The sequence below is a fragment of the Halobacillus sp. Nhm2S1 genome, from assembly GCF_019599545.1.
GTDB lineage: Bacteria > Bacillota > Bacilli > Bacillales > Halobacillaceae > Halobacillus.
Genome location: NZ_JAIEZV010000006.1, coordinates 34,941 through 54,705 on the forward strand (window position 1 = coordinate 34,941; position 19,765 = coordinate 54,705).

19 protein-coding genes are annotated in these 19,765 nt (G+C 44.7%); 8 read left to right on the forward strand and 11 right to left on the reverse strand.

The window, feature by feature from the left end; genetic code table 11:
* Nucleotides 1-29: 29 nt before the first annotated feature.
* Genes K2225_RS18855 through K2225_RS18865 form a run of 3 tightly spaced genes read right to left on the reverse strand, consistent with a single transcriptional unit; the run spans nt 30 to nt 3,079 of the window.
* The gene (locus tag K2225_RS18855; protein WP_220586163.1) at nt 30-1,007 is read right to left on the reverse strand and encodes an NAD(P)/FAD-dependent oxidoreductase; all 978 of its coding nucleotides are present in this window, start codon (nt 1,005-1,007) and stop codon (nt 30-32) included.
* 18 nt (nt 1,008-1,025) lie between these two features.
* Nucleotides 1,026-2,036: a FecCD family ABC transporter permease gene (locus K2225_RS18860; protein ID WP_370632787.1), complete on the reverse strand. Its 1,011-nt coding sequence runs from the start codon at nt 2,034-2,036 to the stop codon at nt 1,026-1,028.
* Nucleotides 2,027-3,079: a FecCD family ABC transporter permease gene (locus tag K2225_RS18865; RefSeq protein WP_255574712.1), complete on the reverse strand. Its 1,053-nt coding sequence runs from the start codon at nt 3,077-3,079 to the stop codon at nt 2,027-2,029. Before K2225_RS18865 ends, K2225_RS18860 begins: the two co-directional genes overlap by 10 nt.
* Nucleotides 3,080-3,177: 98 nt before the next feature.
* Here K2225_RS18865 and K2225_RS18870 point away from each other — a divergent pair, with 98 nt between their 5' ends.
* From K2225_RS18870 to K2225_RS18895, 6 genes are all read left to right on the forward strand, one after another.
* Entirely contained in the window at nt 3,178-4,143 is a 966-nt protein-coding gene (locus K2225_RS18870; protein WP_220586165.1) for an ABC transporter substrate-binding protein, read from the forward strand.
* 106 nt (nt 4,144-4,249) lie between these two features.
* Nucleotides 4,250-4,573, forward strand: a complete 324-nt coding sequence (locus K2225_RS18875; protein WP_370632785.1) for a PadR family transcriptional regulator — start codon at nt 4,250-4,252, stop codon at nt 4,571-4,573.
* Nucleotides 4,566-5,744: a chromate efflux transporter gene (gene chrA / locus K2225_RS18880; protein WP_220586166.1), complete on the forward strand. Its 1,179-nt coding sequence runs from the start codon at nt 4,566-4,568 to the stop codon at nt 5,742-5,744. Before K2225_RS18875 ends, chrA begins: the two co-directional genes overlap by 8 nt.
* 129 nt (nt 5,745-5,873) lie before the next feature.
* A complete protein-coding gene (locus K2225_RS18885; RefSeq protein WP_220586167.1) occupies nt 5,874-8,669 on the forward strand; it encodes a sensor domain-containing phosphodiesterase in 2,796 nt (931 codons plus the stop codon).
* A gap of 4 nt (nt 8,670-8,673) precedes the next feature.
* Entirely contained in the window at nt 8,674-10,308 is a 1,635-nt protein-coding gene (locus K2225_RS18890; RefSeq protein WP_220586168.1) for a thiamine pyrophosphate-binding protein, read from the forward strand.
* A 93-nt stretch (nt 10,309-10,401) separates the two neighbouring features.
* Entirely contained in the window at nt 10,402-10,875 is a 474-nt protein-coding gene (locus tag K2225_RS18895; protein WP_220586169.1) for a PCYCGC domain-containing protein, read from the forward strand.
* A 65-nt stretch (nt 10,876-10,940) separates the two neighbouring features.
* On the opposite strand, the gene K2225_RS18900 is transcribed toward K2225_RS18895, so the two are convergent.
* The 7 genes from K2225_RS18900 to K2225_RS18930 form a co-directional block, all read right to left on the reverse strand.
* Entirely contained in the window at nt 10,941-11,321 is a 381-nt protein-coding gene (locus K2225_RS18900) for a VOC family protein (protein WP_220586170.1), read from the reverse strand.
* A gap of 87 nt (nt 11,322-11,408) precedes the next feature.
* Nucleotides 11,409-12,161, reverse strand: a complete 753-nt coding sequence (locus tag K2225_RS18905) for a sulfite exporter TauE/SafE family protein (protein ID WP_220586171.1) — start codon at nt 12,159-12,161, stop codon at nt 11,409-11,411.
* An 18-nt stretch (nt 12,162-12,179) separates the two neighbouring features.
* Nucleotides 12,180-12,563, reverse strand: a complete 384-nt coding sequence (locus K2225_RS18910; protein WP_220586172.1) for a hypothetical protein — start codon at nt 12,561-12,563, stop codon at nt 12,180-12,182.
* Nucleotides 12,564-12,659: 96 nt separating this feature from the next.
* Nucleotides 12,660-13,181, reverse strand: coding sequence for an RNA polymerase sigma factor (locus K2225_RS18915; protein ID WP_220586173.1), 522 nt, complete (start codon nt 13,179-13,181; stop codon nt 12,660-12,662).
* Nucleotides 13,182-13,199: 18 nt separating this feature from the next.
* Complete coding sequence (locus K2225_RS18920; RefSeq protein ID WP_220586174.1) at nt 13,200-15,194, reverse strand: DUF6449 domain-containing protein; 1,995 nt, start codon at nt 15,192-15,194, stop codon at nt 13,200-13,202.
* On the reverse strand, nt 15,169-16,068 hold the full coding sequence (locus K2225_RS18925; RefSeq protein ID WP_220586175.1) for an ABC transporter ATP-binding protein: 900 nt from the start codon (nt 16,066-16,068) through the stop codon (nt 15,169-15,171). Before K2225_RS18925 ends, K2225_RS18920 begins: the two co-directional genes overlap by 26 nt.
* Nucleotides 16,061-16,438, reverse strand: a complete 378-nt coding sequence (locus K2225_RS18930; protein ID WP_220586176.1) for a GntR family transcriptional regulator — start codon at nt 16,436-16,438, stop codon at nt 16,061-16,063. The genes K2225_RS18925 and K2225_RS18930 overlap by 8 nt, the downstream gene beginning before the upstream one ends.
* A gap of 212 nt (nt 16,439-16,650) precedes the next feature.
* Here K2225_RS18930 and K2225_RS18935 point away from each other — a divergent pair, with 212 nt between their 5' ends.
* Entirely contained in the window at nt 16,651-17,451 is an 801-nt protein-coding gene (locus K2225_RS18935) for a DUF2935 domain-containing protein (RefSeq protein ID WP_220586177.1), read from the forward strand.
* A gap of 82 nt (nt 17,452-17,533) precedes the next feature.
* Here the strand turns inward: K2225_RS18935 and K2225_RS18940 are convergent, their stop codons facing one another.
* The gene (locus K2225_RS18940; RefSeq protein ID WP_220586178.1) at nt 17,534-18,130 is read right to left on the reverse strand and encodes a flavin reductase family protein; all 597 of its coding nucleotides are present in this window, start codon (nt 18,128-18,130) and stop codon (nt 17,534-17,536) included.
* 135 nt (nt 18,131-18,265) lie between these two features.
* Between K2225_RS18940 and K2225_RS18945 the strand changes: the two genes are divergently transcribed.
* Nucleotides 18,266-19,681, forward strand: coding sequence for an alanine/glycine:cation symporter family protein (locus K2225_RS18945; protein ID WP_220586179.1), 1,416 nt, complete (start codon nt 18,266-18,268; stop codon nt 19,679-19,681).
* The last annotated feature ends 84 nt before the right edge of the window (nt 19,682-19,765 follow it).

Genomic DNA, 19,765 nt, shown 5'->3' on the forward strand with positions numbered 1-19,765 from the left:
ACAGCACCTGCCGTCGTTCGGCGTTTTTCTCATTTATGCTTATAGATCACTGTACTATACACTTGTGACTTCGCATTTGGATCCAAATGCTTGGCGGCACTGTTCACCGCTGCCATCGCTTCATTGAATCCAGAAGCAATGAGCATCGTTTTTGCTGGATAAACAGCCGCGTCACCTGCGACGAATACCCCTTCCATACTGGCACACATATCTGTTGAAACGGGGATCCTCCCTTTATCCGTTTCCAATCCCCATTCATCATATAAACTCTTATCAATTTGTAAGCCTTCGTACACGAGGATATGATCGACCTCGAGCACCAATCCGTCTTGAAGAACCGCTTCTTTCAAACCATCTTCGCCTCGCAGCTCTTCAATCTTCTTATTTCTATGAATGTGAACAGAAGAGGCCTCGACCTTCTCAACATCTTGTTCATAAACCGCCTTGAACTCATCGCCGCGATTCAGAAGGTGAACCTCTTCTGCCACCCCTTCGAGGGCGAGCGACCAGTCAATGCCGACACGATTTTGCGAGACGACGGCAACTTTCTGCCCGCGATACTGTTCAAGGTTTTGGATGGTGTAATGAATCTGCTTTCCGTCATAATGCTCGCTGCCCTTCACTTCCAGCGGCTGCATATCAAACGTTCCAAGCCCTGAAGCAACAATCACTGTTTTCGTATGATGCGTTTGACCGTCATCGGTTTCCAACAATAAAGTTCCGTCATCCTTTTTCTCCAAAGATGTCACTTTCACACCCGTCACAAAAGCAGGATCGATCATCTTTGCCTGTTCTTTAACATTCGCGACTAGTTCTTCACCAGTAATTCCCGGGAATCCGCCCACGTCATAGATTTCCTTCTCCGGATAGAAAAAGGAAACTTTCCCTCCGACCTGAGGCTGGTACTCAATCACTTTTGTCTTTAAATCTCTCATTCCACTATAAAAAGCAGCGTATAAACCTGTCGTTCCTCCACCAATCACCGTTACATCGTACATCTCTTCCATGGACGTGAACTCCTTCTTCTATTGGGTTTTCATAAGCAAATAGACAAAATATGGCGTGCTGACAATTGACACGACGATCCCCACAGGAATCTCTGCAGGGGCAATGATATTTTTGCCGATTGTATCAGCCACGACTAAAAATATTGCTCCAATCAATGCCGCAGTCGGAATCATCCGTTGATGCCCAGGTCCGACGATTCTGCGGGCGATATGAGGAGCTACAAGACCAAGGAAGGCTATGCCACCACCTGCCGCTACAGATAAACCGGCAAGACCGACAGCAAGCAGTAAAAATGTTCGACGAGCTTTTTCTACTTGGATGCCGAGACCCATGGACATGGAATCTCCTAAGTTCATAATGTTCAGCGTCCGGGATTGATAGATGGCCCAACCGATTAACAAGAGAATCGGAGGTACGATGACCAGAACGAGATTCCAATTGCCCATCCACAAATCCCCCGCCAACCAGACGAGCGCCTGATTGAAATCCTGTGGGTTCATTTTCACTTGAAAGATGATGAGGACAGCACTGAAACCTGCGTTCACACCAATCCCGACAAGGATAAGACGGATAGGGTTGACACCTTTTTTCCAAGCCAGTGCATACACGAGAAAAGCCGCGAGGAACGCACCGATGAGGGCAAACAATGGCAAAATATAAATACCCACTCCACTCACCATCGCCATCGACTGTTGAAAAAAGAAAATATATAAAATGACGGCAAATCCTGCGCCGGTATTAATCCCTAGAATGCCAGGGTCTGCAAGGTCGTTTTGCGTGACGCCTTGGAGAATCGCCCCGGAAACGGCAAGACCTGCACCAACAAAAAGAGCAAGGACCATGGACGGAAGCCTGAAATTGAAAAGCACCAACTCCTGCCGGTCGGTCCCTTGTCCGATGAACGTTTTCAGAACATCCAGAGGTGCAATTTTAACAACGCCCATATTCAAACTAATGAGGACCATGAAGCTTAAGAATAGAAACAGCACAGCCATCACGAACGAAAAACGTGTCTTTTTCATAAGGATCCCCTCCCTTCACCACGAGCAAGGTAAAGGAAAAATGGGACCCCGATACATGCTGTAATCGCTCCAACCGGCGTTTCGTAAGGAGCGTTGACGAGTCTCGCACCGATATCTGACAGTACAAGAAGCAAACTGCCTAGCACAGCCGAGACGGGGATGATCAGCCGGTAATCAGATCCGACGAAGAAACGTGCCACGTGAGGGATCACAAGACCGATGAAACCGACTGTCCCAGCAACAGAAACAGCCGCGCCAGTTAAAACGAAAACAACGATGACGCCGAGAGCTTTAACAAGGAATGTATTTTGACCAAGGCCTTTGGAAACCTCATCTCCGAGACTTAAAATCGTAACAGATTTAGAAATCAAAACAGCCAAGGTCAATCCGACCACCCCTGCAACCAGCAGGATTTGAATAGAAACCCAGTCCGTTGCGGCTAGTCCACCGGCATACCAGAAGCTCATTTGTTTGGCCACTTGGAAGTGTAAAGAAATGGCCGATGAAAGGGAACTCAACATACCACCGATAGCGACACCGGCAAGAGCTAACTTTGCCGGTGTCAGACCACCTTTAGAAAAGGCCCCTACGGCAAAAACGAGAATGACTCCGAGTCCTGCCCCGACAAAAGCGGCTGCTGTCATTCCGATGTTACTGACGGCAGGGAAAAAGACGATTGTCAAAATTAAGGCAAACGCCGCCCCATGCGTGACCCCCATAATGGACGGGGAAGCAAGAGGGTTTCTCGTCAGCCCCTGCATAACCGCACCCGACACAGCTAAAAACGCACCGACAAGGGCCCCTGCTAAAGCACGTGGCATACGCAGCTCACGAACGACGGCATGACTCGTAGACTCCGGAGCAAAAGCGAACACCGACTCCCAAACCGTTCGGATGGAAATGTCGGTCACTCCTACAGAGATCGATAAGGCCATCGTGACAGCTAATAGAATTATGCCACCTGTAAAAAGAAAGGCCGCACGCCACACTTTTCTCGTTACTTCATTCCATTCTTTGTTAGCTTCTCTCGTTCGTTCCTCCACAGCCAGCGACCCTCTCTACCTATGTATCTACTATAATGAATTGACACATCCAATGATAATGATTATCATTATCTTATCACACATTTCTTAGGAGGAACAAATAAATGTCGAAAAAAGTAACCCTTTACATAACCGGTTTACTGCTTCTTGTCCTATTAGCTACAGGATGCAGCAGTGACGGTGAAGATACATCGTCCACAAGCGACGAATCTGATGAAGCCACAAAAGAGGAAACAAGCGAACGTACACTTACACATGCGATGGGCGAGATTACACTTGAAGAAAAGCCTGAGCGCATTCTTGCTCCATATCTAGAAGATTCACTTGTAGCTCTAGGAGAAAAGCCTGTCGCCCAATGGTCCATCGGCGAAACGGTTTTGGAATATTTGCAGCCACAGCTTGAAGGCGTACCGAAAGTCGGCTGGGATCTCCCTGTGGAACAAGCCATTGAGCAAAACCCTGACCTCATTATTTTCAGCGCACCTTCCGCTTTGCAGAACGGAAGCTACGAAGACTATTCCAGCATTGCCAAAACGTACGTGTTCGATGAAGAAGCAGGTGCTGATTGGCGGAAGCAACTGACAACGATGGGAGAAATTCTGAACAAACAGGACGAAGCGGAACAAGTGCTGTCAGACTTTGACCAAAAAGTGGAAGAAGCCTCTGCAACAATCAAAGAAAACATCGGGGATGAATCGGTCGCTTTTGTCTGGACGATGGGCGAGCAGTTCTATGTTTTTGATGAAAACCGTTATGGCGCAGACATTTTCTACAATGAAATGGGAATCGCTAAACCGGAATTCCTGCAAAGTCTTCCTGAAGAAGGCGAGCAATGGAACCCTGTTGCTCTTGAAAAACTCGGGGAGATGGATGCAGATCACGTATTCCTCATCGGGAATGAAGGTGAGCCCGGATTCGAAATTCTTGAAAACAGCTCTGTATGGCAGAACACCGCTGCTGCCCAAAACGGCCAGGTGTACGAGGTGAACAATCCGAGTCACTGGACGATTGACGGTGTGATCGCCCATGGGATGAGTATCGATCAAATGGTAGATACGTTAAGTAAATAAAACGTTAAGATTCGCGCAAACTTCGTAAAGTTTGCGCGTTTTTTATTGTCTTTCTTTTCACAATATCGTATATTGATATCGGAATTCGATACAGGAGGTGCTTCCCGTGCTCAGAGACTTTTTCTTAGGATCGATCAAGATTCATATTCTCTATCACGCAAGCATTGAACCGATTTATGGAGCGTTCCTTATGGAAGAGCTGGCTTCCCATGGCTATGACATCAGCCCAGGAACCCTCTATCCTACACTGAAACAGCTCCACAAAGACGAATTGCTTGAGAAATACGAAGAAAAAGTGGAAGGAAAGATCAGAAAATATTACGTCATTACGGATAAAGGCAGAGAAGTGCTTGCTGAAGGAAGGGAACAAGTCCGTGAACTGGCGGAAGAAATCTTAGGAAAAGATTGGAGGAATCTTGATCATGAGTAAACCTAAAGGTTCTCTCTTGGAAATATTTAAAGCATCAACAAAGCTTGGTTTTACTTCATTCGGTGGTCCTGTGGCCCACCTGGCTTACTTCAAGGATGAGTATATCGATAGAAGAAAATGGCTCGATGACAAAACGTATGCGGACATTATCGCCCTTTGTCAATTTCTCCCTGGACCTGCAAGCAGTCAGGTCGGAATTGCAATTGGTATGCTCCGTGGTGGATTGCTAGGCGGAATCATCTCATGGATCGGTTTTACGGTACCATCCATTATCGTTCTCGTTCTTTTTGCTCTGTTATACCAGTCTTTTGACCTCGCAGATGCGACCTTCATCCACAGCTTGAAGGTCGTAGCAGCAGCTGTCGTTCTGCATGCCTTGATTGGTCTTGGAAAAAAACTGACGCCGGACCGGCCGCGGATTGCCATAGCATTAGTGTCCGCACTTATATTACTTCTATATCCATCCGCTTGGATGCAGTTGTTGATCATCCTGGCTGCTGGATTATTCGGTTGGAAAATGTTCTCCGGCATGGTGGAGTCTAAGATTCAACCATTTCCTGTGACGTTTTCGAAGAAGATTGGTGTCGCTTCTCTTGGCATTTTGGCCACTCTTCTTATCTTCTTGCCGATCCTTGCAAGAAACACCGAAAGCATGCTGATTCAACTGTTCGATACGTTCTTCCGTGTGGGTTCTCTCGTATTCGGTGGCGGACATGTCGTCTTGCCAATGCTTGAACGTGAAGTGGTGCCAACGGGATGGTTGACGGCAAGTGAATTCCTTGCCGGTTATGGAATGGCACAGGCTGTACCAGGTCCTTTGTTCACATTCTCCAGCTACCTGGGAACAATGATCGAAGGCATTGCAGGTGCTCTTGTAGCTACCGCAGGCATTTTCCTGCCATCTTTCTTATTTTTAATGGCCGCTCTTCCATTTCTAAATGAATTAAGAAAGCGTCCAGCCTTCCAGGGAGTCCTCACAGGGGTGAACGCAAGTGTTGTCGGCATTCTTCTTGCCGCTTTTTATGACCCTGTGTTGAAAAGTTCGATTATGGAAGGAGCAGACTTTGCTCTTGCTGCCATTCTTTTCGCTCTTTTACACTTCTTTAAAGTCCCAGCCTGGGCCATCGTTTTGATTGGAGTCGGTGCTGGCGCCGTATTGAATATATTGTAAGAAAACGGGCGCAAAAGTCCCCTTTTGTGCCTGTTTCTTTGTTTTTTTGTAAAAGTTATGCTTGAAATGCAGGAAGTTCGTTATAATAGTCGAACTTTATCAAAATATGACAACTATGGAGGTTTTTCAATGGCTGAAGAACAAACTAGATATTCTCGCCTCGCTCAAATCACACAGCTCATCAACACGGAGCATGATTTACGCGATGTATTAGAACACGTGGTCACAGCCATATCTGAAGAAATTATGCGGTGCGACTCTGTGGGCATTTACCTGCCTCGAGAGGATGGTACCTACCAAGGCTACGTCGGAAAACCGGCCTTGATCAATGGAATGACGCTTGATATGCACATCGTGGACCCGGAATATGATCTCCTCGCTAAAGAGGTCATCGAAACAAGAAAAACCATATACATACCGGATACATCCAAGGATGACCGTCCAGACCAACGGGCGATCCAGGCGTTTAAAATTAATTCACTGCTCGTCGCGCCTATTTCTTATGAAAATGAACTCTACGGCCTCGTGTTTTTGTTTGATTATGGAACACCGATGAATTTAACAGAATCGGAAATCGAATCCGTGAAAGCTTACGTCAACATGGCTGCTGTGGCGATTAGAAATGCAAACAATCTGACACGTAAAGAGAAATTGATCAGTGAAAAGCAGCTGTTGCTCAATGTCACCCGTGACCTTTCCTTATGTTCCTCTTTACAAGAAGCGCTGGACAAATGCTTCTATTATTTAGGAGAAGTCCTCGATAATCCAAATATCGGCGCCCACTTCATTGACCCCATTGCAGAACACAAACTAAAGCCTGCAAGCCTCAGTAAAGAAAGCGAGTGGACAGAAGAAGATTGGAAAGAAACCCACCAGAAAGCCCAGTTTAATCATAGAGAGGATCCTGTTTTTCAAGAAGTGATTAATACCAAGACATCCATTCTAGTCCCGGATGTCTTTGAAGATCCCCGGACGAACAAGGAGATCTGCGAAAAGTTCGGAATGAAAGGCTTATATATGATTCCTCTCGTTTCGCTTGGGGAAGTGCTGGGTGCAATCGCCATTGTAAACCTGAAGGATGCCGGTCAGGTCTACTCTGACTCTGCCTGCCAATTAGCTGAATCGATTGTAGATACAACCGCACCCGTCCTTTTCAACTTGCTCTATATGGAGAAGCAGGAAATGATTATACAGGACCGTACGTCCGAATTAATACAAAAGAATGATGAGCTGGAGGAAGCCATTTCCGAGCTCACGCAAATCAGTCGTGAGAAAGATTTGATTCTGAATTCAGCGGGTGAAGGGATTTTTGGAATCGATCTTGAGGGACACATCACTTTCGCGAACCCCTCTGCTACAGAATTATTAGGTTATGAGAATGAAAGGGAAATCATAGGTTCACCTTATTCCCAGATCTTCGATGATCAAAAAACGTTCCTAGAACACTACGAACAAAAGGACGGCCATACAGACAAAGATCATTTTTTCTTTAAAAAGTCAGGGGATACTTTCCCAGTGGAATACGTTATCACTCCTAAACTGGAAAACGATCTTACTACCGGTTATGTGGTCACTTTCAAAGATGTAACCTCCAGGAAACAAATGGAAGAAAAAATCAAATACCATGCCTACTACGACAGCGTGACAAACGTACCGAACCGTGTGCTGTTTCAGGATCGACTCAACCAGGCTCTTCAATATGCGGAACTGGCAGATAAGCCTATTGCCATTCTTTTTCTTGATCTTGATCGCTTTAAGAAAATCAATGATACTTTCGGGCACAGTTTTGGAGACAAAGTCCTGCTGAATGTGGCCGAACGCCTGCAAAAGGCTGTGCCGAACGGTGCGACCGTCTCAAGACAAGGTGGGGACGAGTTCATCATTCTACTACCGACGATTGAGAGGGAAGAAGGAGCCGTGAAATGTGCAAAAAGGATTCTAGAAGCTTTCAATGATCCTTTTGTAATCGGTGATCATGAGATTTCCATCAAAACCAGTATCGGCATCAGTCTTTTCCCGGAAAACGGGGATACCGCCGAAACGTTGATCAAACACGCGGATGTCGCGATGTACAAGGCGAAGGACTTATCTGGTAATCAATATCAGTTGTTTTCACCAGAGATTGAGAGTCGCACCTTTGAACAAATCCAGCTTGAGAACGACCTTTTCAAGGCATTGCAAAAAAATGACGAATTTGAACTGTATTACCAGCCTAAATTCGATGTACGTACAGAAAAGATCATTGGTATGGAATCACTAATCCGTTGGAACCACCCACGGCGTGGCACCCTCCCTCCCGGCCAATTCATTCCTCTGGCAGAGGAAACAGGCCTTATTACAAACCTTGGTGAATGGGTCATACGGGAAGCGTGTCAGCAAATGAAAAAATGGGTTGCTTCTGGATATACGGAATTGATCGTGTCCGCTAATTTATCTCCTCAACAATTCAATCAACAGAACCTGGTGCTTACGGTGTCGGACATATTAGAAGAAACCGGCCTCCCCGCTAAGCACCTTGAGCTTGAACTAACGGAGAATTTAATCATCCATAATACGGAGCACACATTAAAAACAATCGGCCAATTGAAAGAACTCGGTGTCCAAATATCGATTGATGATTTCGGTACAGGCTATTCTTCCCTTGGCTATCTAAAAGATTTTCCTGTCGATACTCTAAAAATTGACAAATCCTTTATTAACGACGTCACGACAAATCGGAACAATGCGGCCATAACCAAAACCATCATCACCCTTGCTGACAGCCTCCAGCTCAACGTAATCGCCGAAGGGGTCGAAAAAGCAGCACAGGCGGCTTTCCTTGCAGAGCACGGTTGTCATTGGATCCAGGGGTATTATTACAGTCATCCGCTACAAGCGGAAACATTTGAGGATCATTTTTTAAAATCATTTATAAAAAGGGGATAAGTCTATGAAATCTGTTCGCGCTGTGTTGGATTACTTTGTTTCTGGTGAGGTATCTTATATTTTCGGAATACCGGCAGGATCTGTGAATGCTTTTTTTGATGAACTTTATGATACTCCTTCCATTACGCCAATCGTTACCAAGCATGAAGGAGCCGCGTCATATATGGCAGCTGCTTATGCAAAATATACAAACTCCCTCAGTGTTTGTATCGGGAGCAGCGGCCCAGGAGGAACAAACCTTGTGACTGGAGCAGCGAATGCCATGCGTGAACACCTCCCTGTACTATTTCTGACAGGCGCGGTACCTGTTGACACTGTCGGTTTAAATGCGTCTCAAGAGTTACACGCCGACCCACTCTATCAATCGGTCACCAAATACAGCCAAAGGGTCGACCGTGCAGAAGACCTGCTTCCTGAGATTCATAAGGCCGTGGAGATCGCTATGACAGGCGTCCCGGGCCCTGTCCACATCGCCATGCCGATTGATGTGCAACTGACAGATATTCTGGAACCAGCCATCCCTGCGTTCCCACAACGGACCCCATTGCTTCCAACGGATGAGGTGGTCATGGAGACAGCCAAAACGCTCGCATCAAGTGAAAGTGGTTTTCTCTTCGTGGGGCAAGGGATTCGCGGAGCCGTGGATGACGTTCTTGAACTGGCCGAAACCTTAAACTGGCCGATTGTCACAAGTCCTCAAGCCAAAGGGCTTATTCCAGACCATCACCCTTTGAAGAGGGGAATCTTCGGCTTTGCCGGACATGAAGAGGCCTCCGATCTGATCAATCATGGACATGAAGAAACGGTGCTGGTGCTCGGCTCAAGTCTTGGGGAAACAGCCACGAACAATTGGAACCCAAATATTACGAAGCACCGCACACTGATTCAAGTCGATTATGACGCGACCGTCTTCAACAGAAAATATCCTGTTGACCAGCCGCTTCATGGAGACATCGATGTCACCGTCTCCTCCTTAATCACAGCCTTGAACGGGTTGGGCGTTAAACGGGCACCCCTTCCCGCTATGGCTCCTGCAGTTCCAGATGTTACCGAAGAGTTTAACTCCCAGAACGTCTTATGGTCCTTACAGGAAAAGCTTCCCGAGAATACTCGTTTCACAATCGACATCGGTGAATTTATGGCTTACGTCGTTCACTATATGGGAGTTAAAAGCAATGATTCCTTTGATATCAACGTTCATTTTGGAGCGATGGGAAGTGGAATCGGAAGTGCCATTGGAGCAAAACTTGCAGACCCGGAACGTCCAACTGTAAGTATTACGGGAGATGGCTGTTTCTTCATGCACGGCATGGAACTTCTGACAGCGAAAGAATACGACATCCCTGTTTTATTTATCGTCATGAACAACTCAAGACTCGGCATGGTCCATCATGGACATACGCTTCAATACAAACGCGCCCACGAGCGCTTTGGACAGGAAGAAGTCAACATCTCCCAGATGGCCGCCTCACTGGGAGTGCCAAACGCACGTGTTGAATCCATGGAAGATCTCAATGACGAGAACTTATCAGCGATTCTAAACGTCAAAGGCCCAGCTGTCTTAGAAGTAGCTCTCGTTGATGATAATGTACCTCCTATGGGCGACCGCGTGAAATTCCTATCTTCATTCGGAAAATAAATGTGACTGATCAACGAACTTTATAGAAAAGCATTGAAACTTCATGCCACCCTCTTTATGATGAAACTATCAATATGAAGAGGGTGCCTTTTTATGAAAAAAACAGTATTCCTGATCCTTACGCTTTTGATCGGTACCGCGCTTTCCGGATGTTCGTCGGAATCCGAAGAGGAAGCACATATCGAACACGTGAACGGTGACATTAGAGAAGAGACAGCCTCTGTGACAACCCTCCCATCATTCATGGATGAAAAACCACAGGAAATGCACGACATCTATATGGCAGCCGCCCAAAGCAAAGATTTGCTTGAGAACATCCCTTGCTATTGCGGATGCGGGGAGAGTGTAGGTCACCGGGACAACTATGACTGCTTTGTAAACAAAACCAATGAAGATGGCAGCATCGTCTGGGATGACCACGGCACAAAGTGCGGGGTTTGTATGGAGATTGCCGCGCAATCAATCATTGATTATCAGGATGGTAAATCAATAAAAGAAATCCGGGAAAAGATCGACTCTACCTATGAAAATGGCTACGCTGAACCAACACCAACACCTGCTTTATAATAAAAAAAGACCAGAAAACTCTGGTCTTTTTTCAATTCTTCGGTGATTCAATTGAAAAGTCCTTCTTACTTTTTTTCCATGACAGCAAAATACTGATCTTCATTGTCCGCAAAGTTAAATACCCTGCCCGTTGGCATAGGAACAATTTCTCCTACGGTCACTTTTTGATTGATCAAATCATGGTGAAGCTGTTCAAAACGATCCGTAAAAAACATTAAGGAAGGTGGATCAAGATTAAGGTCTGGAGACATTTCTGCAACCATTTCTTTATTGTGAAGAACAATGGTTGTTTCTACCCCCTCCTTGGGAGCAACCTCAATCCATCTCATCCCCTCCCCATTATTTTCTTCAGAAATCACCACAAACCCTAATTTCTCTGTCCAAAAATTAACGGCTTCATCCTGGTCGTTCACATACAACATAATTTGTCCTACTTTACTAAGCACAATCCTCCACTCCCTAACAGTGATCCTTACCTATTCGCTAAATGGAGTGGGAATCCCTCTTATTATAGAAGCTTTGAGCGGGCCGTTTTATGTAAAGAAGAAAAGCTTGATTGCCATAGCAATGACGGCAACGATCAGGAACCTTTGAATCCATTTGTCTCCGTGCTTCACCGCAAATTTACTACCTAAAAATGCTCCGATACTTGTCCCAACCGCCAGGGTCACCCCGTAGCCCCAATGGATTTGATCATTGACGACGAAAACCACCAAGGCAGACAATGTATATACAGCAACGACAAAAACTTTGATGCTGTTAATCTTCACGAGAGATAAACCTGTCACCAAAGTCAGCGCTGCTATAATCACAAATCCCACCCCGGCTTGGATGAACCCTCCATAGATACCTATAATGAAGAAGATAAAAGCAAGCCCAATCTTCTTCAACCGGGAGTCCTTGCCACTTGCCGCGGAAAGGTTTTTGTGAGGTTTCCATATCATGATCACTAAAACAACAATCATCACGATCGATAGGATACGATTAAACAGATCATCCGGGATATTCACCGCAATTTGTGCACCAACGATTGAACCGATGAGAGCTGGTATCGCTAATAGCAGACTGAACTTCCCATCAAAATAGCCATCTTTACGATAAGAGATAATGGCGACAATGTTCTGCGCCATCAGTGCAATTCGGTTGGTACCATTCGCCACAGCGGAAGGCAGACCGAAAAAAATGAGGATGGGCAGCGTTAAAAGAGACCCCCCGCCTGCGATGACGTTAATGAAGCCTGCTCCAATCCCTACCCCTAATATAGCCAGAAAAGATAGAATGGTCACGATCTCCCTCCTTTTTATTTATTCTGGTGCGCCTGCACGATCTATATAATCGGCTACTTCATCCAAGTTCGTCGTTTCCAACACAATCCCTTCTTGGTCCAATATAAAGTAAGTCGGGAAATTTGTAATTTCTTTTCCATGTGCTTGTATGGATGTTTCTTTTTTCACTTGAATATCTACCTGTGTAAGGTCGATCGCTTCATTCGCTTGCATTTTTGCAACAAGCTCATACATGCGTTGATACTCTGGATCTGCATCTCCCTCTGTCGGAACCTCCTCCACAAACGCCTGAAAGTGAATGTCCCCCTCCCTCTCAGGTAAAGGCAGGGACTGTTGGTTACTCTGACACCCTATCAACAGGAATAATAAAAGGATCCAATACCGAAAATACGTATTCTTCAAATCATCCACCTCCTTCTTTCTCTTTCTTCATACAAAAAAATATAACATTCATCGTCAAAAAAAGCAGAACCTCCGATTTAAGGTTCTGCTTTTTCATTACGCTGTAGAATAATGATGCCTTCCTTCTCCCAGCTCCCCCTTCATGGCCTGCCTCGCTCGGTGAAGGCGTGATTTGACGGCCGCTTGTGTAATATGAAGCGTTTGGGCGATTTCCTTTTCCTGCAGTTGCTTATCGTAACTCAGTTGAAACACAGCCCGAAGCTTAGGAGATAATGTGCTGATCCGCTTCTTGATATCTTCTTCTAGATGACGGCACTCACAAATGTGTTCAACATCTGAATCAGCGTTCTCATATAAAGGTTGAGGCATCGGCATCTCTTCTATCGGCAAAAGAACGGACCTCTTTTCTTTACGTAGAAGATCGATCGCTTTCCGGTGAGCGATGGTGGAGAGCCAAGCCCCCACCTTCCCTTCTTCACGGATTTCATCGAGTTTATCATAAGCTTTTATAAAGGTTTCCTGAAGGATATCTTCGGCTGAGCAAGGGTTCTTTGTTACTTTTAAGGCTGTGTAATAGACACGATGATAATACTGTTCATACATCTTACAAAAGTCCATCTTCCTCCATCTCTCCCTTTATTCGAAGTGTTCCTTTATAAAGTTCGGGGCGTCACCTTCATCGAAGCTTAATAGATTGTAATGATTTTCGTTGCGTTCATCAAAGTAGAAAGCGGCGATATACTTTCCATCTTCTTGATTTTCTCTCCCTTGCAGTAGGGCTTCAACCTGATCCTTTTCAGTGACCTCCAGGGGTTCTACACCATCTTCTTTCAAACGATCAAACACGTAATGAACATAATCATGAACATAATCGCGATTATCAGGCCACTCGTAAACTTCAACTCGTTGTATGTCTTCTGGTTGAATCATCATTTGTTCATAGATCCCTTCTTGCTTCATCCACTCGATGGTATGTTCATATGTGGGGAAGAGTTGAGCATGGTATGGATTATCACGTTCGCCATCAACAACAAAGGATACTCCTGAAGATAGACCTCTTGGCGCCACCATCTGGTCATAAGACAGTTCGTTAATGTCCTGCTTCAGTGCTTCCATAAAAGCTGATATTTCTTCAGGGTCATACAACTCTTCTCCTCCTGGACCTGCGTTCGGGTGAATCAACAACTGATCGATGTCAGTAGAGTTAAGACCTAGGACAGGATATTTAATACTCTTGTATTCTTTCGTTTCATAAACGGCTTTTTTCTCTTCTCGTACGTGCTCTTCACTTAATTGATATTGACGATAGACTTCACTGCCATCCTTCAACTCATATACAAAAAAGAAAGAATCTTCTCCATCCTTCAATGGATCACTTACCTCAATAAGCTGATCATGTAGGTTTAGTGCCGATTGTACTCCTTCTTCTGATGTGATGTAAGGCACATCAAGTTCATGATCAATAAGCTCCTGGTAATTCCAGTAACCACCACTGATATAGACTTTTTCTACTTCATCTTGTTCGGGAACGTAGGATTCATAATTCTGCCAAAGAAGTGGAATGGCAGCAATTAATACACCAGCAGCCGCACCATAAACCAGCCAACCTTTTAAATTTTGCAAGGAGAATACTCTCCAGGTTTTTTGAAGCAGCATGGAGGCCGCGGCATAACCGAATGTACCACCAATGAAATAGCCTGTAATCATCCAGCTATACGTATTTTGCGCAACACTGAAATACATGCCACCGAATAAAGCGAAGCAGAACGTGACTCCGAGTTTGAAAACTGGATCCAAAGCGCGTACAGCTAATGCACGTCCGGCTGCTTCCAATGGCCTTTTCTTATACAGCCATATGGAAGCGACGTAAAAGAGGATGGCAATGCCTCCATAAATGAATAGGGATATAGCTTCGACAGGGACACTAACCTCCTCCGGACCATAGCTGCGGTATTCTAAAAGGTCCACAAGGGGTGAAAAATACTGAAGGGAACGATCTAACACCATGTCACCGGAGTACCCTTTAATATAAGCGGTTAGGTGAAAAGCGATCATCCCATATAACCCCACAGGTAAAAACAGTAGAATGAAAGTCAAAACTCCTTGTACAGCGGATATCCCGGTTAAAGTGCCGACAAAAACGCCCGCTACGAAAATAAGAAGACTCATTGTCGTAAACAGCCATAACCAATAACTTGCATTCCCGATCGTATAGTAATCTGTTACGTCCGTTACTCCAGCCGTAATAACAAGAACCAAATAGTTTAGTAAAATTGGCAAGATTAATAGAATAATGCCTGAGAGAATATGGTGATGAAACAGGTTTCCTCTCTTCATAGGAAAGCTGTGAGCAAAATCTGAAGCCCCTTTAACATGCAGGTAACGGAATAAAAACACCGCCATCAGCACCGGCATAACAATTAAAAATAGGGATTGAAGCTCATATGCAAATATCCCGCCAAATAATCCACGATCGTCGGTGATACGCGGTTCATCTCTACCAAATTCCATGAATAACTGCATAGGAACAACGAAAAACAATCCTAAAAAGTAGACGATACTGATCCATCCGACATTTCGGAAATCCTGCTTGATGATCTCTTTGTTAAACGAGGATGTTTTCGAACGCATACCCGACACCTCCCATTTCATAAATAAAGATCTCCTCAAGCGTAAGTGGAAGCCTGTCATAAACAAGGGGGCGGTGTTTTTTGATGCCAGCTGATATGTCAGCTTCATTTCCTCGAACAATCAGCAGCCAGACACTGCCTCGCTTTTCTTTATGAAGAATATCAAGGTTCGACTCTTCCGGTTGAAAAGAATCTTCGTTAAAAGCAACCTGGATTTTGTGAACATCAGCTTTCAAATCATCCAAATCACGTTCAAGAAGGATTTCCCCTTTATGTAGAATTCCGACATGGTCACAGATATCTTCGACTTCCCTTAAGTTGTGGGAAGATATTAAAACGGTCATCTCCCGTTCCGCCACATCCTGAATGATCAAGTTCCGGACTTTCTGCCTCATGACAGCATCAAGTCCATCGAATGGCTCATCGAGAATTAAAACATCAGGCATCGCTGACATGGCCAGCCAAAAGGCGACTTGCCGCTGCATCCCCTTTGAGAACTGACTGATTTTCTTTTTTTCATCCAGTTGAAAGACATTTTTTAATTTCTCATATCGCTCTTCGTTCCAACTGTCGTACATGGACCGGTGATAATCTGCCATTTGACGCGTCGTGTACTGTGGCAAAAAGTAGAGACTGTCAGGGATGAAGACCATCCTTTGTTTGACGGATTCGTTCTCAAACACACCATCCTCCAAAACATGAACCTGGCCATTGTTCTGCTTAAGAATGCCTGTCAAAATCCGCATTAATGTTGTTTTCCCTGCACCATTGGAACCAAGAAGGCCGTAGATCGATCCTTTCTTCACATGAAAGGAAACGTCTTTTAAAACCCTGGTTCGATCAAACGATTTACTGACCGTATTGACCTCAATCATCCTGCTGACCTCCTTCAACTTCTTGGAGAAGAGCAGCGATCTCTTCTGATGTCATCCCTAAATAAATCGCTTCCGCAAACAGCTTCTTCAACTCTTCTCTCACTTTTTTCAACTCCTCTTCGTTATCGACTTTTCCAGAAGGATGCACGAAACTCCCTTTCCCCTTCAACGAGTAGATATACCCTTGCGACTCTAACTCCCGATACGCTTTCTGAATCGTATTCGGATTGATTGTCAACTGCTGGGCAAGTTCCCTCACAGAAGGTAGTTTTTCGTCTTCCTTCAGAACGTCATTGATAATCAGTTGCTTCAACTTTTCCACGAGCTGCTCGTAAATCGGCTTTCGGCTCCTGACGTCCAACTCAAACATCCAGCCACCTCCAACGGTGTGTTCTATCTGTATTAACTGTATTATTACTTCTAGTACAGTAGTATATAGGAGGATCTTCCATTTGAGAAGTCCCTATTTTAATTTTTTCCAAAGAATCACAAATTCTTCCTTGTAAACATGACCCTTCTCATGAAGAAAACAAAGTGTGAATAAGATGAAAGAGATGACCTAAGAAAAAGAGGGTGATGAAGGTGAAAGACTATACAGAACAAGCGAATTTTGAACATCTCTTCTGGTTGCAGATCCTTGGTGACCACGCCCGTTTCATTCGGGATTCTTTGTACGCTTCCGAAGAGGAAACGTTAAATCAAGTGAGGGATTATGTCACACAGTGGGATGATCTTTTGAACATGGTGCGTGAAGGTAATGTGGAGGACATGGCCGGATTTTCCATGCAAGTAGGGGAAAAAGCACGTAGCTTTCACAAGTTTAAACTCAACCTGATTGAACGTTCCCTACTTGGAAAAGTAAAGATCCATTTGAGCCCGACCTTTCTCAACCATATGGTCAATGAAGTAGAAGAGTATTTGCTTGTGCTTGGTTTTTTAGGAAAAGGAGATGTTCCTCCATTATTTCATGAGCTGCACCACCACATGCTCTGGTTGATGGATGCTTCTGGGCATGCAGGAGCCATCCATGATGAATTGGATGCTGTGGAACAAAGGTTAAAAGAAAAAAGTGATACATTCCGAAAACATTTCGATCAGTTCTACATAAAAGCAGTGGAGATGAAAGGGTATCTGAGAACAAACCAGCACTCCTTTCCTGCTCTGAAACGATTAAACAATGAAGTAGATCTGGAAATGAAGATCTTTCGTACATTTTTAGAGGAAATAGAGGAGATGGAAATGAATGAAGTCATACTCGGAACTTTCTCCCCCCTTATGGCTGACCACATGGCAAGAGAAGAATGCTACTACCTTTACAAATTAGCAGAAACCACAAATGGCGAATATCCAACCTGCGATCCAACTAAACCCCGCGTGGAGTGAATTACCAAATAATGTATGACCTGGTACACCAGTAAATGTAAAAAAGCCGCAGAACCTTTAGGAAAGGGTTGCGGCTTTTCTTTTATTTGGGAAGGTCGTTGTTGGGGAGTGAGAAGAAGTTCCGGATATAGCTGTAATCTCCAGCCATTCGTCCGACAGGCTTCATCTTATGTGGATCCACTTTGTCTGTTTCTATATAAACGTCATCCTTGATGTGGTAGCCGACCAGCCTCCCTAACACCAGATTTCCTTCACCGATTTCGATCACTTGATCGAGCTTACATTCCATGTGAACGGGTGATTGTTTTACTCTTGGAACGGATACGAAATCACCATCTTCGAAATCTGTCCCTGCCATCTCAAACTCATCGACATCAGGATCATATCTTTTACTGCTCTCATGCATCTGATTAGCCAAAGATTCTGAAACGACATTAATAATAAACTGCTTTGTTTCCTTAATATTTTTCAAAGTATCTTTATCTCTGTCCACACTTCCGACAGAAAAACAAAGCGTGATCGGATTCATAGAGGCTACCGTGAAAAAACTGAACGGAGCCAGATTACGTATGCCATCCTGACTTACTGTCGATACCCAGGCAATGGGACGTGGCACGATTGCCCCTTTAATCAACTTACTCATGGAATGACTTTCAAATTCTTCTTCACTAATAAACACCTGATCCCTCCTATCTATCTCTAGTGTATGACTTTTTCTCCCAAAGCTCATCTTCCTTGCTCATTTTATACGTTTAACATTATATGTAAAGGGAATATATGGGTATCTTACAGTTTGTCGAAAGGGGATCTTTCATTGGGAGATTTATGGAATAGTATCAAAGAGGGGATTACTACGATTTCCGACTTTTTATGGACGTATCCATTAGCGATCATCTTGATTCTGGGTGGAATCTTCCTTACCATTCGGATTAAGTTTTTCCAATTTCGCTTTTTTGGACATGTTCTCCATCAAACCATCGGACAGATATTCAAGAAAACGAAAAAGAAAGGGACAATCACCCCATTCCAGGCTTTCACTTCAGCCTTAGCTTCTACAGCTGGTGCAACGAATATCGTCGGTGTGCCTGTCGCGATTTCTTTAGGTGGACCAGGGGCTTTGTTCTGGATGTGGCTGGTCGCTTTAATTGGAATGGCCACAAAATATAGTGAAATATTATTGGGAATGAAATACAGGGAAACCAACGAGAAAAACATTTGGGTCGGCGGTCCTCAATATTACATAAAAAAGGCCTTGGGTTGGAAGTGGGTCTCCACCGCCTTCGCATTCTTCCTAATGATTGAGTTAATTCCAAGTACAATGGTCCAGTCCAATTCCATCGCTACTCAAACAGAGGGTGCCTTCGGGTGGCCGGTTGAAATTACAGGGGTCGTCATGTGTGCAGCGATTGCTGTCGTCGTTTTCGGTGGCATTAAAAGGATTGCCAAGGTCACTGATAAGATGGTGCCAGGCATGGTTCTGATTTACCTCTCTGTGTGTTTATACGTTATATTTGCCAACATTGATCAAATCCCCAACGTATTTGGATTGATCTTCACCCACGCTTTTACACCGATTTCCGCAACTGGTGGTTTTGCCGGTGCTGCCGTTGCCCAAGCGTTACGCTGGGGAATTGCGCGTGGTCTGTATTCAAATGAAGCAGGTCTCGGAACGGCATCGATTGCCCATGCCGCAGCCAAAACGGATCACCCTTCCCGACAGGCTTTATGGGGAATCTTCAGCGTATTCGTTGATACCATTGTCATTTGTACCGTGTCTGGTTTGACCGTCCTCGTCACCGGCGCATGGCAGGAAGTCGGTGGTAGTGATGCATCGAACATGATCAACGTGGCCATTGGTACCGAATTCGGTGATGCGTTCGGAGGCAGTTTCATCACTGTATTTTTACTCTTTTTTGTCATTACGACCATCGGTGTCCTGGTCTTTTATGGTGAAAAGCAAGCGGAGTATCTATTCGGTTTACGCGCAGCCAAAATTATGCGGATCGTCTACATCATAGCTGTATTTGTAGGAGCAATTGGAGGACTTCAATTCGTCTGGCAGTTCCTAGATTTGATTTTAGCTTTCGTCCTGCTTACAAACATCATTCCATTACTGTTCCTGCACAAGGAAATTGCAGCTCTAACAGATGACTACGTGAATCGTGTGTACAAAAAACGGACGAAGAAAAGAAAAGTCCAATTGTTTCATGAAGAAGAAGATGCCAGTTAAAACGATCAATCGTAAAAAGGAGATTCCTGTCCAGGAGTCTCCTTTTCCTTTTTTCCATTTCACTTATTGATCAACTTCATCACA